This window comes from Bradyrhizobium sp. UFLA05-108 (assembly GCF_059803455.1).
Genome location: NZ_JBANAZ010000031.1, coordinates 89,064 through 106,170 on the forward strand (window position 1 = coordinate 89,064; position 17,107 = coordinate 106,170).

The 17,107-nt window shown below is 65.0% G+C and carries 15 protein-coding genes; 9 read left to right on the plus strand and 6 right to left on the minus strand.

Features of this window, described 5'->3' with window-relative positions; translation table 11 throughout:
- Positions 1-63 precede the first annotated feature (63 nt).
- Entirely contained in the window at positions 64-723 is a 660-nt protein-coding gene (locus SO140_RS22995; RefSeq protein ID WP_449381822.1) for a hypothetical protein, read from the plus strand.
- A 197-nt stretch (positions 724-920) separates the two neighbouring features.
- Here the strand turns inward: SO140_RS22995 and SO140_RS23000 are convergent, their stop codons facing one another.
- Positions 921-2,585, minus strand: coding sequence for an aminotransferase class III-fold pyridoxal phosphate-dependent enzyme (locus tag SO140_RS23000; protein WP_449381821.1), 1,665 nt, complete (start codon positions 2,583-2,585; stop codon positions 921-923).
- Positions 2,586-2,620: 35 nt separating this feature from the next.
- Between SO140_RS23000 and asd the strand changes: the two genes are divergently transcribed.
- Together asd and SO140_RS23010 are read left to right on the plus strand one after the other, a co-directional pair.
- Positions 2,621-3,490, plus strand: a complete 870-nt coding sequence (gene asd / locus SO140_RS23005) for an archaetidylserine decarboxylase (protein ID WP_449381820.1) — start codon at positions 2,621-2,623, stop codon at positions 3,488-3,490.
- 151 nt (positions 3,491-3,641) lie between these two features.
- A complete protein-coding gene (locus SO140_RS23010; protein ID WP_449381819.1) occupies positions 3,642-4,205 on the plus strand; it encodes an NUDIX hydrolase in 564 nt (187 codons plus the stop codon).
- Positions 4,206-4,270: 65 nt separating this feature from the next.
- On the opposite strand, the gene SO140_RS23015 is transcribed toward SO140_RS23010, so the two are convergent.
- Together SO140_RS23015 and SO140_RS23020 are read right to left on the minus strand one after the other, a co-directional pair.
- Positions 4,271-5,659: a FecR family protein gene (locus tag SO140_RS23015; protein WP_449381818.1), complete on the minus strand. Its 1,389-nt coding sequence runs from the start codon at positions 5,657-5,659 to the stop codon at positions 4,271-4,273.
- A 256-nt stretch (positions 5,660-5,915) separates the two neighbouring features.
- Positions 5,916-6,704, minus strand: coding sequence for a DUF2147 domain-containing protein (locus tag SO140_RS23020; protein WP_449381817.1), 789 nt, complete (start codon positions 6,702-6,704; stop codon positions 5,916-5,918).
- A 250-nt stretch (positions 6,705-6,954) separates the two neighbouring features.
- Here SO140_RS23020 and SO140_RS23025 point away from each other — a divergent pair, with 250 nt between their 5' ends.
- Positions 6,955-7,290, plus strand: coding sequence for a hypothetical protein (locus SO140_RS23025; RefSeq protein ID WP_449381816.1), 336 nt, complete (start codon positions 6,955-6,957; stop codon positions 7,288-7,290).
- Between the two features lie 283 nt (positions 7,291-7,573).
- Positions 7,574-8,794, plus strand: a complete 1,221-nt coding sequence (locus SO140_RS23030; protein ID WP_449381815.1) for an extensin-like domain-containing protein — start codon at positions 7,574-7,576, stop codon at positions 8,792-8,794.
- A 28-nt stretch (positions 8,795-8,822) separates the two neighbouring features.
- On the opposite strand, the gene SO140_RS23035 is transcribed toward SO140_RS23030, so the two are convergent.
- Positions 8,823-9,173: a DUF6665 family protein gene (locus SO140_RS23035; RefSeq protein WP_449381814.1), complete on the minus strand. Its 351-nt coding sequence runs from the start codon at positions 9,171-9,173 to the stop codon at positions 8,823-8,825.
- Between the two features lie 185 nt (positions 9,174-9,358).
- Positions 9,359-9,994: a TetR/AcrR family transcriptional regulator gene (locus SO140_RS23040; RefSeq protein WP_449381813.1), complete on the minus strand. Its 636-nt coding sequence runs from the start codon at positions 9,992-9,994 to the stop codon at positions 9,359-9,361.
- A gap of 183 nt (positions 9,995-10,177) precedes the next feature.
- Here SO140_RS23040 and SO140_RS23045 point away from each other — a divergent pair, with 183 nt between their 5' ends.
- The 4 genes from SO140_RS23045 to SO140_RS23060 all read left to right on the plus strand — a co-directional run bounded on the left by SO140_RS23045 (position 10,178) and on the right by SO140_RS23060 (position 16,862).
- Positions 10,178-11,503: an HlyD family secretion protein gene (locus tag SO140_RS23045; RefSeq protein WP_449381812.1), complete on the plus strand. Its 1,326-nt coding sequence runs from the start codon at positions 10,178-10,180 to the stop codon at positions 11,501-11,503.
- 25 nt (positions 11,504-11,528) lie between these two features.
- Positions 11,529-13,112 (plus strand): DHA2 family efflux MFS transporter permease subunit, encoded by a 1,584-nt coding sequence (locus tag SO140_RS23050; RefSeq protein ID WP_449381811.1) that lies wholly within the window; start codon positions 11,529-11,531, stop codon positions 13,110-13,112.
- A 488-nt stretch (positions 13,113-13,600) separates the two neighbouring features.
- Entirely contained in the window at positions 13,601-15,400 is a 1,800-nt protein-coding gene (locus SO140_RS23055) for an ABC transporter ATP-binding protein (protein ID WP_449381810.1), read from the plus strand.
- A gap of 61 nt (positions 15,401-15,461) precedes the next feature.
- A complete protein-coding gene (locus SO140_RS23060; RefSeq protein ID WP_449381809.1) occupies positions 15,462-16,862 on the plus strand; it encodes an MATE family efflux transporter in 1,401 nt (466 codons plus the stop codon).
- A gap of 63 nt (positions 16,863-16,925) precedes the next feature.
- Here the strand turns inward: SO140_RS23060 and SO140_RS23065 are convergent.
- On the minus strand, positions 16,926-17,107 hold a 182-nt coding region (locus SO140_RS23065), incomplete at its 5' end, for a hypothetical protein (protein ID WP_498543167.1).

Below are 17,107 nucleotides of genomic sequence, written 5' to 3' on the forward strand. Positions count from 1 at the left end.
TGATGTCACACGCCCTACATCGAATCCCTGTATCTCCTTACCCGAAGCCTTTAGGGGGAAAGTATGATCAAAGAATTCCTTGAGCAGCTGCGCATCCAGCGCTGGGACGACCACCGCTACTACCATCACAGCCGCATCAATCAGAGCCTGCACTTCGTCAGCGCGGCGAGCTTCCTGTTCGCCTATCTTTGGCTGTTCGTTGATCCCGTGGTCTCGGGGCTGGTCGGCTGGCTGGTGTCGATGACTTCGCGCCAGGCCGGTCACTTCTTCTTCGAGCCGAAGGGCTATGACCATATCAACCAGGCGACGCACGAGCACAAGGAAGAGATCAAGGTCGGCTACAATCTTCAGCGCAAGGTCGTGCTGATGGCGATCTGGGCGCTGTCGCCGTTGGTTCTGTTTGCCGATCCGACGCTGTTCGGCCTATTCAAGCCGTTCGCGAGCGCGACCGACTTCATGCGGCAGGTCGCAAAGATCTGGCTCGCGGTCGGCGCCGGGGGCTTGCTGTTCCGCACCGTGCACCTGTTCTTCATCCGCGACGTCGAGACCGGCCTCGTCTGGATGACCAAGATCCTGACCGACCCGTTCCACGACCTGATGCTCTACCGCAAGGCACCGCTCGCGCTGATGCGCGGCGAGCTGATGGACCCCGGCCTGCATCTCGTCCCCGAGCACACGCTGGGCTTCATTGCCGAGCCTGAGCTCAGCGAGCAGCACGCCTGAGCGCGCGGCTCATACCAAACACTCCGATGTTCAAAGGTTGCGTCATGCCCGGGCCCGTCCCGGGCATCCACGTCTTGGAAGCGCCATACACCGTCGTTCCGGGGCGGTCCGCAGGACCGAATCCGGAATCTAGAGATGCCGGGTTCGCGGCTGCGCCGCGCCCCGGAATGACAGTGGATGTGTGGGAAAAACGAGCCTCAGCGTCCGAAGCGCTTGGCCAGCATCTCTTTCAGGATCTGCCGCTTGATGCGCTTGTTGGTGAGGCCAGGATCGTGCCACCAGAAGCCATCGGCCTTCATCTTCTGCGCGGCGCGGACGAAGCGTTCGGCGACCTCGGTGAAATCGGCGTCGGAGTAGTTGAGGCTGAAGATCAGCCGTCCGGTGCCGACCCAGCTCAAGGCGAGGCCCTCGGCGCGCAGGTAATATTGCAGCATCCAGTTGTAGCGAGACGGTTCGGTGTACTTCACCGTCCAGATCGAGGACAGATTGGCGACGCGCACCGGCAGGTCGGCCTCGCTCAGCATCTGGTTGAGCTTTTGCGCGCGGCCGTTCCAGGTCGCATCCAGCCCGTCATAGATGGCGCGGAAGTTAGGGCTTGCGAGCCGGCTCAAGAACTCGTCCATCGCCGTCATGACGTAGGGATGCGAGTTGAAGGTGCCGCGGGCAAAGCAGACGTCGGCGGGACGATCGTCGCGGAAGCGGCGCATCAGGTCCTTCTCGCCGCAGACCACGCCGACCGGCAGGCCGCCGGCGAGGCTCTTGCCGTAGGTCACCATGTCGGCGCGCACGCCAAAATATTCCTGGGCGCCGCCGGGGGCGAGACGGAAGCCGACGAAGACCTCGTCGAAGATCAGCACGATGCCGCGCTCGGTGCAGACCTCACGCAGCCTCTCGAGCCAGGCGGTATAGGCCTCGCGGTCGAAGTTGCCACCGCGCGAGCTGTCGACCAGCGAGGAATCGCCGGGCGCGTTCGCGTTCGGATGCAGCGCCTGGAGCGGATTGACCAAGACGCAGGCGATGTCGCGGCGTGTCTTCAGGACACGCAGCGTTTTCTCCGACATCTCGGCGAGCGTGTAGGTCTCGTGCGCGGCGATGGGATTGCCTACGCCGGGCTGCACGTCGCCCCACCAGCCGTGATAGGCGCCCGCAAAGCGCACCAGATGCGTGCGCTTGGTGTGGTAGCGCGCAAGGCGGACGGCCTGCATCACGGCTTCGGTGCCGGACATGTGGAAGGAGACTTCGTCGAGCCCCGAGATCTGGCAGAGCCGCGTCACGTTCTCGGCGATCACGGGATGGTAAGGACCGAGCACAGGCCCCAGCGCATGGGCGCGCTTCTCGCCTTCCTCGATGCACTCCTTGTAGAAGTCGTTGCCAAAGATATTGACGCCGTAGGAGCCGGTAAGGTCGTAGGAGACGTTGCCGTCGAGATCGGTGACGGTGACGCCATTCGACGACTGCATGAAGCTCGATGTGCCCAGGTTCTCGCGCACCAGGCGGGAGAACTGGAACGGCACGCGGTAGCTTTCGGTGAATTGAAGGTCGGAGATTCGTTCCGCCGCCTCCTTCGTCAGCGCGCGGCCCTTGGCGTAGCGCGTGGCGTAGAGACCGGCGAGGCGAAAGAAGCCGTCCTGGCGCTGCGCTGCGACATTCGTCGGCGCGCCGTCACAGGCGAAATAGTCGTCGCCCTCGAACTCGTAGAACGGGATCAGCCGCGCCACCCGGCGCGACATCTTGGAATGCCCCGAGAGCGAGCGGTGCTTGGCGCGGGAGAGTTCGATCCGCGCCTTGAGCTTCGGGAAGGCGGCGGCAGCGGATGCTGCGGCGGCCACGGACAATGAGAGAATCGGGAGTGTCGTTTCCATGACAACAAGCGCTAACCTTACCTGCTGACAGATTCATGACAGTCAAAGCCCTCATCGCCTCTTTCACCCAGCAGGAAGACCTCAACTTCCTGCTGACCAACCGCATTCCGCGTGCGGCGCTAACGCGCTTCATGGGCTGGTTCTCCAAGATCGAGAACCCGCTGGTGCGCGACGGATCGATCGCGCTGTGGAAGCTGTTCTCCGACCTCGACCTGTCGGAGGCGCGCAAGACCCATTTCAAGAGCCTGCACGACTGCTTCACGCGGGAGCTGAAGCCGGGCCTGAGGCCGTTCGATCCGGGTCCCGCGATCGTCGCCAGTCCCTCCGACGGTATCGTCGGCGCGCACGGCAAGATCGCCGACACCGAGCTGTTCCAGGTCAAGGGCGCGCCCTATTCGCTGCTCGATCTCCTTGGCGATCCCGCGCTTGTCGAGCAGCATCGCAATGGCTCCTTCGTCACGCTGCGACTGACCTCGAGCATGTACCACCGCTTCCACGCGCCCTATGACGCGCATATCGAGCGCGTCACGCTGATCCATGGCGATGTCTGGAACGTCAACCCGATCGCGCTGAAGCGGGTCGAGCGGCTGTTCTGCAAGAACGAGCGCGCGGTGATCCGCACGCATCTGTCGACCGGCGAGGCGGTGACGCTGGTGCCGGTGGCGGCGATTCTGGTCGCGAGCATCCGGCTGCACTTCCTCGACATGGTGCTGAATGCGCAGACCCGCGGCCCGGTCAATTTCCCGTGCGACGTCAGCGTGAAGAAAGGTGAGGAGCTCGGCTGGTTCGAGCACGGCTCGACCATCATCATCCTGGCGCCCGGCGATTTTGCCTTCTGCGAGGGCATCGCCGAGGGTGCGCGCATCCGTGCCGGGCAGGCGCTGCTGCGAAAAAATAGAGCATGATCCGGAAAAGTGGGCACCGGTTTTCCCGCGCGACAAACGCGGAACGCGTTTGCGCGGAGATCATGCTCCACTAAAGAAGCCTTCAATCCGCCGTGTCGGCGGCCTATATCGTCCGCGAGGGCGATTCGTTCGACACGGCAGGTAACGAGTGATGGCGCGGGCGCCGGTTCTGGCGGCAGGGGGAATTGTGGTGCGGCGCGACGCGCCGTTGATCGCCGTGGTGCGCCAGCGCAAGCGCAATGAATGGGTTTTGCCCAAGGGCAAACTCGACGATGACGAGACGCTGAGGGAAGCCGCGCACCGCGAGGTGCTGGAGGAGACTGGCCACGACGTCGCCATCCGCGAATTTCTGGGCACGCTCGCCTATCCGTCCGGTGGGCGTTCCAAGATCGTCCATTTCTGGCGCATGGAGGCGGACGGCGGGCCGGTCCGCAAGCTGATGAACGACGTCAAGGCGGTCGACTGGTTGCCGCTGGAGGATGCAGTCGCGCGGCTGTCGCGCGAGTATGAGCGAGCGTTCCTGTTGCAAGTCGGCCCGATCGCGCTCGCCGCCGCCGGCCTCGCGCCGACTGAAGCGGAAGCCACACCGCCACTAGCCATGGACGACGTCGACGCCGCGATGCAGTCGCTGACGCCTGCGGAGGCGGCTTCGGTCGAGGAGCTGCGACACGGCTTGCTGCAAAAGGTAAAGGCCTGGCTCCGCGGCGAGGCGTGAGTTCAAGAGAAATGTAAACGAGCACTGCATCGACGCGTACCCTCTACCGACAGGGGGCGGCACCGCTACCTCCGCTCTTTCTTCTCCCTCGGCGATGCCGGCTTGCGCGGTGCCGGGCGTTGCAGGCCCGGTAGGCGCTGCTGCAAACCGGGTTGCCGCTGCACGCCACCTTGCTGCGGCTGGACAGCGGGCGGGGTCGATTGGCCCTGCTGGCCGGCATGCGGTGTCTGCGGCTGAGGCGTAGCGCCTGGTTGCGTTGTCGTGCCTGCCGGAGCCTGCCCGCCGCGCGGCGCTTGCGGACTGGTCGTGCCGCCGGGCGTCGTCTGTCCCGTGCGCGGCGCACCCTGCTGCTGGCCTTGCCCGGTGCGCGGCGTGCCCGGCTGAGCCGCGCCGCCTTGTCCTTGGCGCTGCGGCTGCTGTGTGCCCTGACGATTCGGCGCACCCGGCTGCTGCTGGCCCGGACGGTTGTTCTGCCCGGGCTGGCCATTGGGCCGCTGCGGCTGTTGTCCGGGCTGACCGTTCGGCCGCGGCTGTTGCTGCTGCGGTTGAGCCGGCTGGACCGGCCGCGGAATGCGCGGGGCAGCGCCCGGATTGGCCCTGCGGAATTCGCGCTGCTCGGTGACGATCTGCCGGCCGGTGGTCTGCGCCTGATGCACCTGGCTCACGAAGGCGCGGTCGCGCGCGACCTGTTGCGGGGCAATCGTGATCGGCACCGCGGCAAAGCGCACGCCGCCCGTTCCGGGGCGGATGGCAAAGCCGGATGCGCCTTGCGTCAGCGCGCCGAGCCGTGCGCCACTGGTGCGGTCGTTGACGTCGATGTGGCCGACCCTGCCGTCGGCGTCGGGATAGAGCTTGATGTTGACGTTGTTGGTCGCGGTCGTTGCAGCACTTGCGTTGGCCGGCACGTCGATGACGCCGGTGGTGCCGCGAATACCGAGCGTTGCTGTCGGCGTCGTGATCTTCATGTCGCCGGTCTTGGCGACCGCTGCGGCGACGAAGGCAACCGTGCCCTTGCCGACGTCGAAGATCGCCGAGTTCTGCTTGCCGCCGTCCTCGTAGACGTAGTTGTCGATGGTGATCTTGGCGCTGGCCGACAGATTGAACGTGGTGGAATCGTTGAAGGCGATGCTGAGCGAGGAGTTCGAAGCGGTTTGCACGACGTCATTGAGATAGATGTCGTCGCGCGCCTTCAGCGGATAGGAATTCTTGTCGCGGATCACGGTGGCGATCCCCGTCACGGTGGCGACGTTGCCGATCGGCTCTGCAGGCGCGGCGGTTTGAACGTCAGGTGCCGGTGTCGCGGGCGCCTGCGAGGGAGACGGTGTCGGCGTCGCCTGCGGCGCCGGCTGCGCCTGCGCGAGCAGGGTCGCGTCGGATGCGCATGCGTCCGTCGCGCCAGCGAGCGGCACGACCAGCAGCGGAAGCGCGAGCACGCAGCGGCGCCAAGCCAGCATCAAAGCCACAGTGAGGGTCCCGGTGAAAGACACGAGGCGAGATCAGCCGATTTCAGCCGGAGATGGCTGAATGGCGGATGAACGTCTGTCGCACAGGCGTTGCCAACGTTCAAACGCCACGTCCCGGATTTCGGGGCGTGGCGTCACGGTCCTTGCTCGTCATTCCGGGGCGCGACGAAGTCGCGAGCCCGGAATCCGGAGATTGTGGCGGGAGACCCCGGGTTCGATGCTTCGCATCGCCCCGGGATGACGCGCGTCAGCTCACGCGCTTCCAGGTCTGGCCGCCGCAGAATATGCCGCCCAAGGCGCAGCCTTGCACGTGAAGCATGTTCGGGCCCTTCATCGCGATCGTGGAGTCGTAGTTGCGCCCGGAGTCGGGATCGTGGATGCGGCCGCTCCACTTGGCGCCATCGGGCTTCATGTTGATCAGGATCTTCTCGTTGGTCTTCTCGGCATAGCCGCAGAGGTTGCCGCCACAGTCTTCGACGCGAACATTGCCCTTGTTCTCCTCGGTCGCCCACAGGCCAAGCGGCGTGGCCTGTGCGGGCGCAGCCGCAACAGGGGCCGGTGCGGGCGTGGTCACGACCGGTGTGGCAACGGGAGCAGGCGGTGCAATGGGCGCTGCCTGTTGCGTGACGTTGGCGCCCACGGCCGCGGTGGTGGTCGGCGTGGTAACGGTCGTGGACGGCGCAGGCGGCGCAGTCACGACTGGTGCGGCAGGCGCGGTCGCCGGGACCGGCGGCTGCGGCGTGGGTTGCTGCGCGGCAGGCGCCGGAGTCGGTGGGGTCGTGGTCGTCGTGCTCGACGACGTGGTGTCGTCATCGTCCTTGGAGCCAAAACCGTTGAGGTTGATGTTGTTGAGTCTGATCGGCTTGTTCGACAGGCCGGGCGCCACGATGGTGACGCAATCCAGCGAGGCGCAGTTCCTCGGAGCCTGGATGTGGATGCTCTGCCCGTCGATCTGGAAGGAAATCGCGTTGCCGGCATGGGCAATTGCGGTCGTAGCGAGGAAGAGCGCGGTAGCGGCGACAGAAAGCCTGGTCATGGCAGCCTCCCAAATGTGGCGTGGAAACGGTGTGGCCGGATGTCGGTGATCCACTGAGCGTGGTTCGACCCTACGCGGAGCCCACCGCGGCTTCCGTGACTGATGTCACGGCATCGGCATCGACGGAGTGAGCTGCGTCACAGTTGGCGCGAGAGCGCCTTCCTGCTCCTGTCCGTCATCGCCTTTCATCGAATCGCTCTCGCCTTTGCTTGCGACCGATCACTGAAGATCGCTGGAAAGGAGAGCCAACATGCTCCGCCTCATTCTCGTCGCCGCGCTACTGGTCGGCGGCATCGTCGCGGCGCGGGCCGACACGGACATCTATCGCAACGCGCTGAAGCGGCAGCGCGGTCCTGACGAGCTGCAGGCGGATGGTGCGTTCTGTGACGCGCAGTTCGGCAAGCCGCAGAACGGTACGGTGACGTCGCGCGAATACGAGCGCTGCATGCTGTCGCGCGGCTGGGGCTTCGACCATACCGTTCGCGAGAAGGACGACCGCTCTCCCGACCCCGATAATCCCGGCATGATGTGCCGCGATTTGAAGATCGGCGGCGTCACCGGATCGGAGTGCGCGAATTACGACTGAGCTTTGCCGTGTCTGGAAACTAGATCACGCCGAGCACGATGGCTCCGACAAAGGCTATTGCGAGGTACGCAGTCACAACGCTCAGTCTACCGACGAACGTCATAAAGGAGCTCCCTCTGTTCGCGCGTCTTTGCGCGCAACTCGTAAGATTAACAGCGAGTCTGTCGGTGAAAAAGCCAGCGTTGCTGTCGCTCTCCCGCCGCAAGGGCCGACCCTCATGGTTAAAGAAACGTAAAATCAAAGCGTTGAAGAGTCTTTAAGTAAATTCACCGAACCTGCGTGCATGACGCGCGGAGTTCGTTTGTATCTCGTCGGCTCCATCGTCCTTGTTTCGCTTGCGGGTTGCGGACGCGGCTTCTTCCAGGCCGAGCGCGAACCGTGGCGGGCCGAGGCGGAAGCCGCGTGCCTGAAATCGGGCGCGGTGAAAGAGAGCGCCGAGATCGTCCGGATCGAGCCGATCTCCGGCCCCGGCGCCTGTGGAGCAGAATTTCCGCTGAAAGTGGCAGCCATCGGGGAAGGCTCCAGCAGCTTTGGCTTCGCCGACGAGGAACTGCGGCCGCCGGCGAGCATTGGCAACCAGCCGCGCTGGCCGGGAACGCAGCCGAGCTATCCGCAGAGCCAGAGCTATCCGAACCAGGCCTATCCGAACGCCTCGAGCTATCCGCAGCGCCAGAACCAGCCCTCCGGCTATGGCGGAAGCTCAGGTCCGATCTCGCTCAGCGCGCCCGGCGTCGCACCGCCGCAGGAAGACGAGATCGACCTGCCGCCCGAGGGCACCGATGCGGCGGGAGCGGCGCGCTACATGAACGCGCCGAGCTATCCGGCGCGGCCGAATTACTCCTCGCAATCGCAGGCGCCGTATGCGCAGCGCCCCGAGCAGCAACCCTTGCCGCGGCTTGGTCCCGGGCAGGGTAGTCCCGTCGGCGCCGTCGGCCCGGTTGCGGTGAAGCCGACCGCGACGCTGGCCTGCCCGATCGTCTCCGAGCTCGATCGCTGGTTCGCCGACACCGTGCAGCCCTCGGCGATGCGCTGGTTCGGCCAGCGCGTGGTCGAGATCAAGCAGATCTCCGCCTATTCCTGCCGCGGCATGAACGGCAATCCGCACGCCCATATCTCAGAGCACGCCTTCGGCAATGCGCTCGACATCGCCGCCTTCACGCTCGTCGATGGCCGCCGCATCTCGGTGAAGGACGGCTGGCGCGGCCTGCCGGAGGAGCAGGGTTTTCTGCGCGACGTGCAGTCCGGCGCGTGCGCGCATTTCACGACCGTGCTCGCGCCGGGCTCCAACGTCTATCACTACGATCACATCCACGTCGATTTGATGCGGCGCGCCAGCCGCCGCCTGATCTGCCAACCGGCTGCCGTCTCCGGCGAAGAGGTCGCTGCCCGCGCCCAGCAGCGTAATCCCTATGCCAACTCGCGCGACCCCTACGTGACCGGCTCGCTCGGTCGGAAAGGCAAGCGCGAGAAGGTCAACGAGGAAGACGAGTTCGAGGACGAGTAGGGCGCACGTACGCCTGTGATCGTTGAACCTACTTTGCGGCCCGCATCGATGGTGCCGGAACCAGCCCCATGCAGCGCTGCACCTCGCCTGGCACGTTGTAGTCGCGCATGACGGGTCGGCTGTCGCGAATGCCGCACGCCTCCCGCTGTACCACGAACATCCAGAGCGCGTGGCCGGCCTCCATCACCAGAGCGCGGCGTGCCTGATGCGTTGATGCACGCGCATCCGCGGGCGGATGCGTGGCATCGAATTCGCGCAGCTTCGCGAGCGCTTGTTCCAGCGCTCGCCCCATCCGCCCGAACGCAGATGCCTGCTCCTGAACGATCTCGTAGTTGAGAACGTCGACCGGCGTGCGGTTGAGGCGGAGATCAGAGGACATGGCTTATGTATAGCGTCACGCGGACCGCATGCGCAACGCGCTGGTCGCAATGACGAGATTGAGGAACGCGCTTGCCCCACCCTCAACCGTCATCGCCCGACTTGATCGGGCGATCCGATGCCCCGGTCAAGCCGGGGCATGACACTGGTGGATTTGGTGAGCAGATCACACGCCGCTTGCTGTTCTCACTTCGCCCGGTACGCGGCCAAAAACATCCGCGTCGCGCTGTCGACCACGGCGATGATGCGCTCCTCGGATGGGGCTGGGGCGGCCTGGAAAATGAAGGGGAGGAACAGCGAGGCCTTGCACACCTCCATGAACTGGGAGGCGGCGAGGTTGCAATCGTCGATGGCGAGATCGCCCGGTGCAACATGCGCCTTCAGATAGTCGGCGAGCCGGTTGACGGTCTTGTCCAGCACGCACGCGTAATAGCGGCGGCCGAGCTCGGGCATGCGCTCGGCGATCGCCATCACGGTGCGGATCGCCGATCCCCCGCCGGGCCGGCAGAGCAAATGGATATAGGCCTGGCCGAACTCCTTCAGCGTGGTCTCGGCATCGCGCGCAGGGTCGAAGTTGAACACGACCTGGCCGTGCTGAAGTGCTTCCTCCTCGAGGATGGCTTCGAACAGTGCGCATTTGTCGGCGAAGTAGACGTAGAGCGTGCCCTTGGAGACCGCGGCCGCGCGCGCGATCTCGCCCATGCTGGCGCCGTCGAAGCCGAGATCCATGAACACCCTGCGAGCGCCGTCGAGGATCTGGCGGCGCTTGGAGCTGTCCTCTTCTGAGACGACAGCGACGGTGTCGCGAACGGCTGCAACCATTGATTCAGGGTTCCCTGAGGATTTTGGTGCCGGAAACCCAAAGAAAGGATTCCGGCCACTAGGGTTCGATCGGGGAATAATCTATATTGACCGAACGGTTCGGTCAATGATATTCGTCATTTGGCGAAGGCGAGGGGCCGCGTCGCGGCTCGCCCGATCGCGTGTTTTTGTGGGGAGGCCTTTATGGCCGTATCGAGAGACCAGGCCGCGCGCGTCCTTCGCCAGGATTCCCAGGATCAAGCACCAGCTCAGGGCGAAGCCGCGAGTGACAATTCGGCGGCACTGGCCGAGCAGTTGCGGTCGGTGGCCGAGGAGAGCAAACGCCGCACGGCCGAAACACCGGAGAGGCCGGCAATCGAGAAGCCTGCCCCGGGTACGCCGGCGACCGGCGCGTCTGCACCGAAGGCCGTCCCGCCGAAATCCGGCAAGCGCAAATTCGTCCTGATGGGCGTCGGGCTTCTGCTTGCGCTCGCGGCAGCGAGCTATGCCGGCTACTACACGCTGGTCGGCCGCTTCTACGTTTCCACCGATGACGCCTATGTGCGCGCCAACAACACCATGCTGGGTGCGCGAGTTGCCGGCCACATTTCCTCGATCCTGCCCGGCGACAACACGCTGGTGCATGCCGGCGACGTCGTCCTGCGCATCGACGACGGCGACTACAAGATCGCAGTCGACGCCGCCGCGACCAGGATCGCAACCCAGCAGGCCACCATCGATCGTATCGGCCGCCAGGTCGCAGCGCTCGACAGTCAGGTCGTGCAGGCCAAGGCGCAGCTCGTTTCCGCCGAAGCGGGCCTCAAGCGCGCCGACCTCGACTATGAGCGCCAGCAGGCGCTGAGCAGCAAGGGCTTTGCCTCGCGCGCCACGTTCGAGACTTCGGAAGCCGGACGCGACCAGGGCGCCGCCGCGGTCAAGGCGGCGCAGGCCGCTTACGACGTCGCAGTCAGCAATGTCGACGTCGCCAAGGCGCAGCAGGCCGAGGCGCAGGCGCAGCTTGCGGAGTTGAAGACCACGCTTGCGAAAGCCGAGCGCGACCTCAGCTTCACCTCGGTGCGCGCGCCGGTCGACGGCACCTTCTCCAACCGCCTCGTCAACACCGGAGACTTCGTCGCGGTCGGCCAGCGGCTCGGCAACATCGTGCCGCTCGAGGAGGTCTATATCGACGCCAATTTCAAGGAAACCCAGCTCAAGCGCATCCGTCCCGGCCAGCCGGTGACGATCAAGGTCGATGCCTACGGCATGCGCAAGTTCTCCGGCATGGTCGACAGCATCTCGCCGGCCGCAGGCTCGGTGTTCACGCTGCTGCCGCCCGACAACGCCACTGGCAATTTCACCAAGATCGTGCAGCGCCTGCCGGTCCGCATCCGCGTTCCGAAGTCGGTCGCGCGGCAGAATCTCTTGCGCGCCGGCATGTCGGTCTACGCGACCGTCGACACCAACAAGGGCGCGGCCGACGCCGATAGTGAAATCGATCTCGACGATCCCACGATGATCCATCCGCAGTAAGCGAACAGCCCTGCGAGGCCAGACGATGGCGACTGCAACGACCGCCAATCCCGCCATGATGGCGAACCCCGCTTCGGAGCGCATCGAGCCGAAGCGGCTGTTCGCCTTCATCATCATGGTGTTCGGGATGTTCATGTCGATCCTGGACATCCAGATCGTCTCGGCATCGCTGTCCGAGATCCAGGCCGGCCTGTCGGCGAGCCAGAGCGAAGTCTCCTGGGTGCAGACCGCCTATCTGATCGCCGAAGTGATCGCGATTCCGCTCTCGGGATTCTTGTCGCGCGCGCTCGGCACGCGATTGTTGTTTGCGATCTCGGCGGCAGGCTTCACCGCATCGAGCCTGCTGTGCGGCTTCGCCTCCTCGATCGAGGAGATGATCTTGTGGCGCGCGCTTCAGGGATTCCTGGGCGCCGGGATGATCCCGACGGTTTTCGCCTCCGCCTACACCGTGTTTCCGCGCACGAAATTCCACATCGTCGGCCCCATCATCGGTCTCGTCGCGACGCTGGCGCCGACCGTCGGTCCGACCGTCGGCGGCTACATCACCGACCTTATGTCCTGGCACTGGCTGTTCTTCATCAACGTCGTGCCCGGCATCGGCATCACGCTGGGCGTGCTGGCGCTGGTCGATTTCGACGAGCCGCATTTCGAGCTGCTCGACCGCTTCGACTGGTGGGGCCTGATCTTCATGGCCGGTTTCCTCGGCTCGCTGGAATATGTGCTCGAGGAAGGCCCGCAATATGAATGGCTCCAGGACACGTCGGTGGCGATCTTCGCCTGGGTCTGTGCCGTCTCCGCGATCGCCTTCTTCTGGCGCGTCTTCACTGCGGCCGAACCGATCGTCAACCTGCGTACCTTTTCCAACCGCAATTTCGCGGTCGGCTGCGTGCTGCAGTTCTGCATCGGCATCGGGCTCTATGGCCTGACCTACATCTATCCGCGCTATCTCGCCGAAGTGCGCGGCTACAGCGCGCTGATGATCGGCGAGACCATGTTCGTCTCCGGCGCCACGATGTTCCTGGTCGCGCCGCTGGTCGGCCGTCTCATGCTGCGCTTCGACATGCGCTACATGATCGCGTTCGGGCTGATCGTGTTCGCGATCGGCTCCTACCAGATGACCTGGATCACCCGCGACTTCGATTTCTACGAGCTGCTGCTGCCGCAGATCCTGCGCGGCGTCGGCATGATGTTCGCGATGGTGCCGACCAACAACATCGCGCTCGGCACGCTGCCGCCGGATCGGGTCAAGAACGCCTCCGGCCTGTTCAACCTGATGCGCAACCTCGGCGGCGCCGTCGGCCTCGCGGTGATCAACACCGTGCTCAACGACCGCACCGATCTGCACATCACGCGTCTTCAGGAGCGCGTGACCTGGGGCAACGCAACGGCGACCGAGACGCTCAACACTTTCATGCAGAAATTCCAGGGCCTGGGCGATGCCACGCTGATGGCGATGAAGCAGCTCACCCAGATCGTGCACCGTCAGGCCGTCGTGATGGGCTATGGCGACGCCTTCTTCATGCTGACGCTGTTCTATCTCGGCCTGAGCCTGCTGGTGCTGCTCCTGAACAAGCCGGCGTCCCTCGCAGGCGGCGGCGACGCGCATTAAATTTGTCGTGACGGTGCCACACACACGGCGTCATCGCCCGACTTGATCGGGCGATCCAGTACACTGCGGCAGCGCGAGGGACGTCAGGCGTCTCTGGAATACTGGATGCCCCGCCTTCGCGTGGCATGACGGCGGAGATCAAGGCGGCGGCGACGCGCATTAAATTTGCAACACTCGCGCGACATCTTGCGCGAGCCGTGTTGCAAATCGCAACCGATGCATCTATAAAGCGCGCCTCATTGCTCGAACCGGGAGGGATTTGCATGATTTCCACGCATTCGCAGATCGTACGCCCGCGCTCGATGTTCAAGCTCGGTGTGTCTTCGGTCCTTTAGAGACCGCTTTCGCCAGCTTCGACCGGGCCCGATTCCCCGGCCGCTCCAATTCCCAAGCGACGACCTGATTTAACGACGCCATTTTCGGCCTTCGTGGCCGTCATGCGTCCATTGATGGAGCCGGACTGCGCCAGCGCGCAGCCGGATAACGCCATGACCGCACTGTCAAAAAGGCCCGCGGCGATACGCGTGGTGCTGCCCTTCGTATTCCGCCACTGGCTGAAGCAGCCGGGGCGCGCGCTCGCGGTCGGCGGCGGCCTGTTGGGCGCGACGGTTGCCGACCTCTTCATGCCGGTGTTCTCCGGGCGTCTCGTCGACGCCCTGACGCACGGTCCCGACGATCCTGCCGCGCGCCATGCGGCGCTGGTCGCGTTCGGCGCGATCGTGGCGCTCGGCTTTACCTCGATGGTGCTGCGGCTGGCCGGCTTGCAGGTGATCGTGCCGTTCACGCTGAAGCTGATGTCCGAGATCGCGCAGGACGCCTTCATGCGCGTGCAGCGCTTCTCGACCGACTGGCACGCCAACTCGTTCGCCGGCTCGACGGTGCGCAAGATCACCCGCGGCATGTGGGCGCTCGACCTGTTGAACGACACCATCCTGCTGGCGCTGTTGCCTTCGCTCAGCGTGCTCGTCGGCTCGATGATCCTGTTAGGCGTGCACTGGGCCTCGCTCGGCGCGGTGGTCGCGCTCGGCGCGTTGGTCTACGTCACGATGACGGCGCTGTTCTCCACGCGCTACATCGCGCCGGCCGCGCGCGTCTCCAACGCCTGGGACACCAAGGTCGGCGGCACGCTCGCGGATGCGCTGACCTGCAACGCGGTGGTGAAGTCGTTCGGCGCGGAGGCGCGCGAGGACGCACGGCTCGCCCGCGTCATCAAGCGCTGGCGCGTGCGCGTGCGGCGGACCTGGCTGCGCTACAACTACACGGCGCTGTCGCAGCTTTCGCTGCTGCTGTGCCTGCGCGCGTCGGTGATCGGCGGCTCGGTGCTGCTGTGGATGGCGGGGCGCGCCTCACCCGGCGACGTCACCTATGTGCTGACCAGCTACTACATCATTCACGCGTACTTGCGTGACGTCGGCATGCACATCAACAACCTGCAGCGCTCGGTCAACGACATGGAGGAGCTGGTCGCGATCCATGACGAGCCGATCGGCATTGCCGATGCGCCTGATGCAACGCCGATCCTGATCGAGGGTGGCCGTATCGTGTTCGACGACGTGACGTTCCACTATGGCGGCCATCCCGCGCCGCTGTATGACGGCCTGTCGATCGACATCCGCGCTGGCGAGCGCGTGGGACTTGTCGGCCGCTCCGGCTCCGGCAAGACGACCTTCGTCAAGCTGGTGCAGCGGCTCTACGACGTCTCTGATGGCCGCGTGCTGATCGACGGGCAGGATATTGCGAAGGCGACGCAGCAATCGCTGCGCAGCCAGATCGCGATCGTGCAGCAGGAGCCGATCCTGTTCCACCGTTCGCTCGCCGAGAACATCGCCTACGGCCGGCCCGGCGCCAGCCTGGAGGCGATCGAGCAGGCGGCGCGGCTGGCGAATGCGCACGACTTCATCCTGCGCCTGCCGAAAGGCTACGGCACGCTGGTCGGCGAGCGCGGCGTGAAACTGTCGGGTGGCGAGCGGCAGCGCGTCGCGCTGGCGCGCGCATTCCTGGCGGACGCGCCGGTGCTGATCCTGGACGAGGCGACGTCGAGCCTCGACTCGGAATCGGAGGCGCTGATCCAGCAGGCGATGGAGCGGCTGATGAAGGGCCGCACCTCGATCGTGATCGCGCATCGCCTGTCGACGGTGCGCAGCCTAGATCGCATCCTGGTGTTCGACCGCGGCGAGATCGTCGAGCAGGGCACCCACAAGGCGCTGACGGCTCGGCCAGGCGGCCTCTATCGCGGCCTGTTCGAGCGTCAGGTGATCGAGTTCGGACCGAGTGCAGCAGTGGGATGAGGAAGTGGCGCGTGGCTGACGGACGCTCGTCCGAAGGCCACGCCGCCGGAAATGGAACGACATGAAAGACCTGACACGCGGCTCCATCGCAAGCCACATCCTGACCATGGCCCCGCCGATCGTGGTCGGGATGATCACGATCATGCTCTGCCAGCTCGTCGATCTCTATTTCGTCTCGGGACTAGGCGAGGCCGCCATCGCGGGCGTGGCCGCGGCCGGCAATGCCGGCTTCCTCGTCAATGCGCTGATGCAGGTGCTCGGCGTCGGCACGGTCGCGCTGATCGCGCATGCCGTGGGACGCAAGGATCGAGACGACGCCAACCTGATCTTCAACCAGGCCATCGTCCTGTCGGTGCTGTTTGGGCTCGCGACACTGGTCGCAGGGTCCGCGCTGTCCCGCCCCTATATGCGTTCGATTGCCGCGGACGAAGCCACCATCGAGGCGGGCAGCACCTATCTGCTGTGGTTCGTGCCGGCTCTGGCGCTGCAATTTGCCATACAGGTGATGGCGTCCGCGCTGCGGGCGACCGGCATCGTGCGGCCTACCATGCTCGTCCAGGCACTTGCTGTCGTCATCAACATCGCGCTGGCACCGGTCTTGATCGCGGGCTGGGGCACGGGTCATCCGCTCGGCGTGGCCGGTGCGGGCCTCGCAAGCTCCATCGGCGTCCTGACCGGCGTGCTGATGCTGTATGCGTATTTCCGCAGACTGGAGCGCTACGTCGCCTTCGACCCTCGGAAATGGCGGCCGCAGCTCCAGCATTGGAAGCGGATCCTCAATGTCGGCCTGCCGGCCGGCGGCGAGTTCGCGATGATGTTCTTCTTCATGGCGGTGGTCTATTACGTGCTGCGCGATTTCGGCGCGCCGGCCCAGGCGGGATTCGGGATCGGACAGCGGGTGCTCGGTCTGATCCAGATGCCGGGGCTTGCGGTTGCGCTCGCGGCCGGGCCGATCGCCGGCCAGAATGTCGGCGCCGGAAACGGTGCGCGCGTGCGGGAAACCTTCGTCAAGGCGGTGCTGATCGTCACCGTCGTGATGATCGGCTTCATGATCCTTGCGCAATCGAAGCCACAGTGGTTGCTCGCCGGATTCTCGAACGACCGCGAGACCATGAGGATCGCCTTCCTGTTCCTGCGGATCATCTCGTTCAACATGGTGGCGCAGGGCTTGATCTTCACCTGCTCGAGCATGTTCCAGGGCCTCGGCAATACCAAGCCGGTGCTGCTTAGCTCGGTGACACGCGTGCTCACCTACTCGCTGCCGGCGATCTGGCTGTCGACGCGGCCGGGTTTCCGGATCGAGCAGGTCTGGTACCTCTCGATCGCGGCGACGACGTTGCAGGCCGCTCTCAGCGTGTGGCTGCTGCGCCGCGAGTTCGGGAAGCGCCTGCCTCCCGCGGAGACCGGTCCTGTGCGCGATGGGGTGGAGATTGCAGCCGTCGGTACGAGCGCGGCCGAATAGGCCTCTCGTGCTGTCCCGCAACCACGGCTCCGCCAGACTTGCCGGAGCCGCCGGTGCAGCGCATTAGAGCTTGATCCGGAAAAGTGTGAAGCGGTTTTCCGAAAAGATCATGCTCAAACAACAGCCTAAAGCGCGATGACGATTTTCCCTAATCTCATCGCGCTTTAGTCTTACTGAGTCAGAAATCCACGGACCAAGCTGGGTGAGAATCGCATATTGAAGGAGATTCAACGCGAGATCGAGGA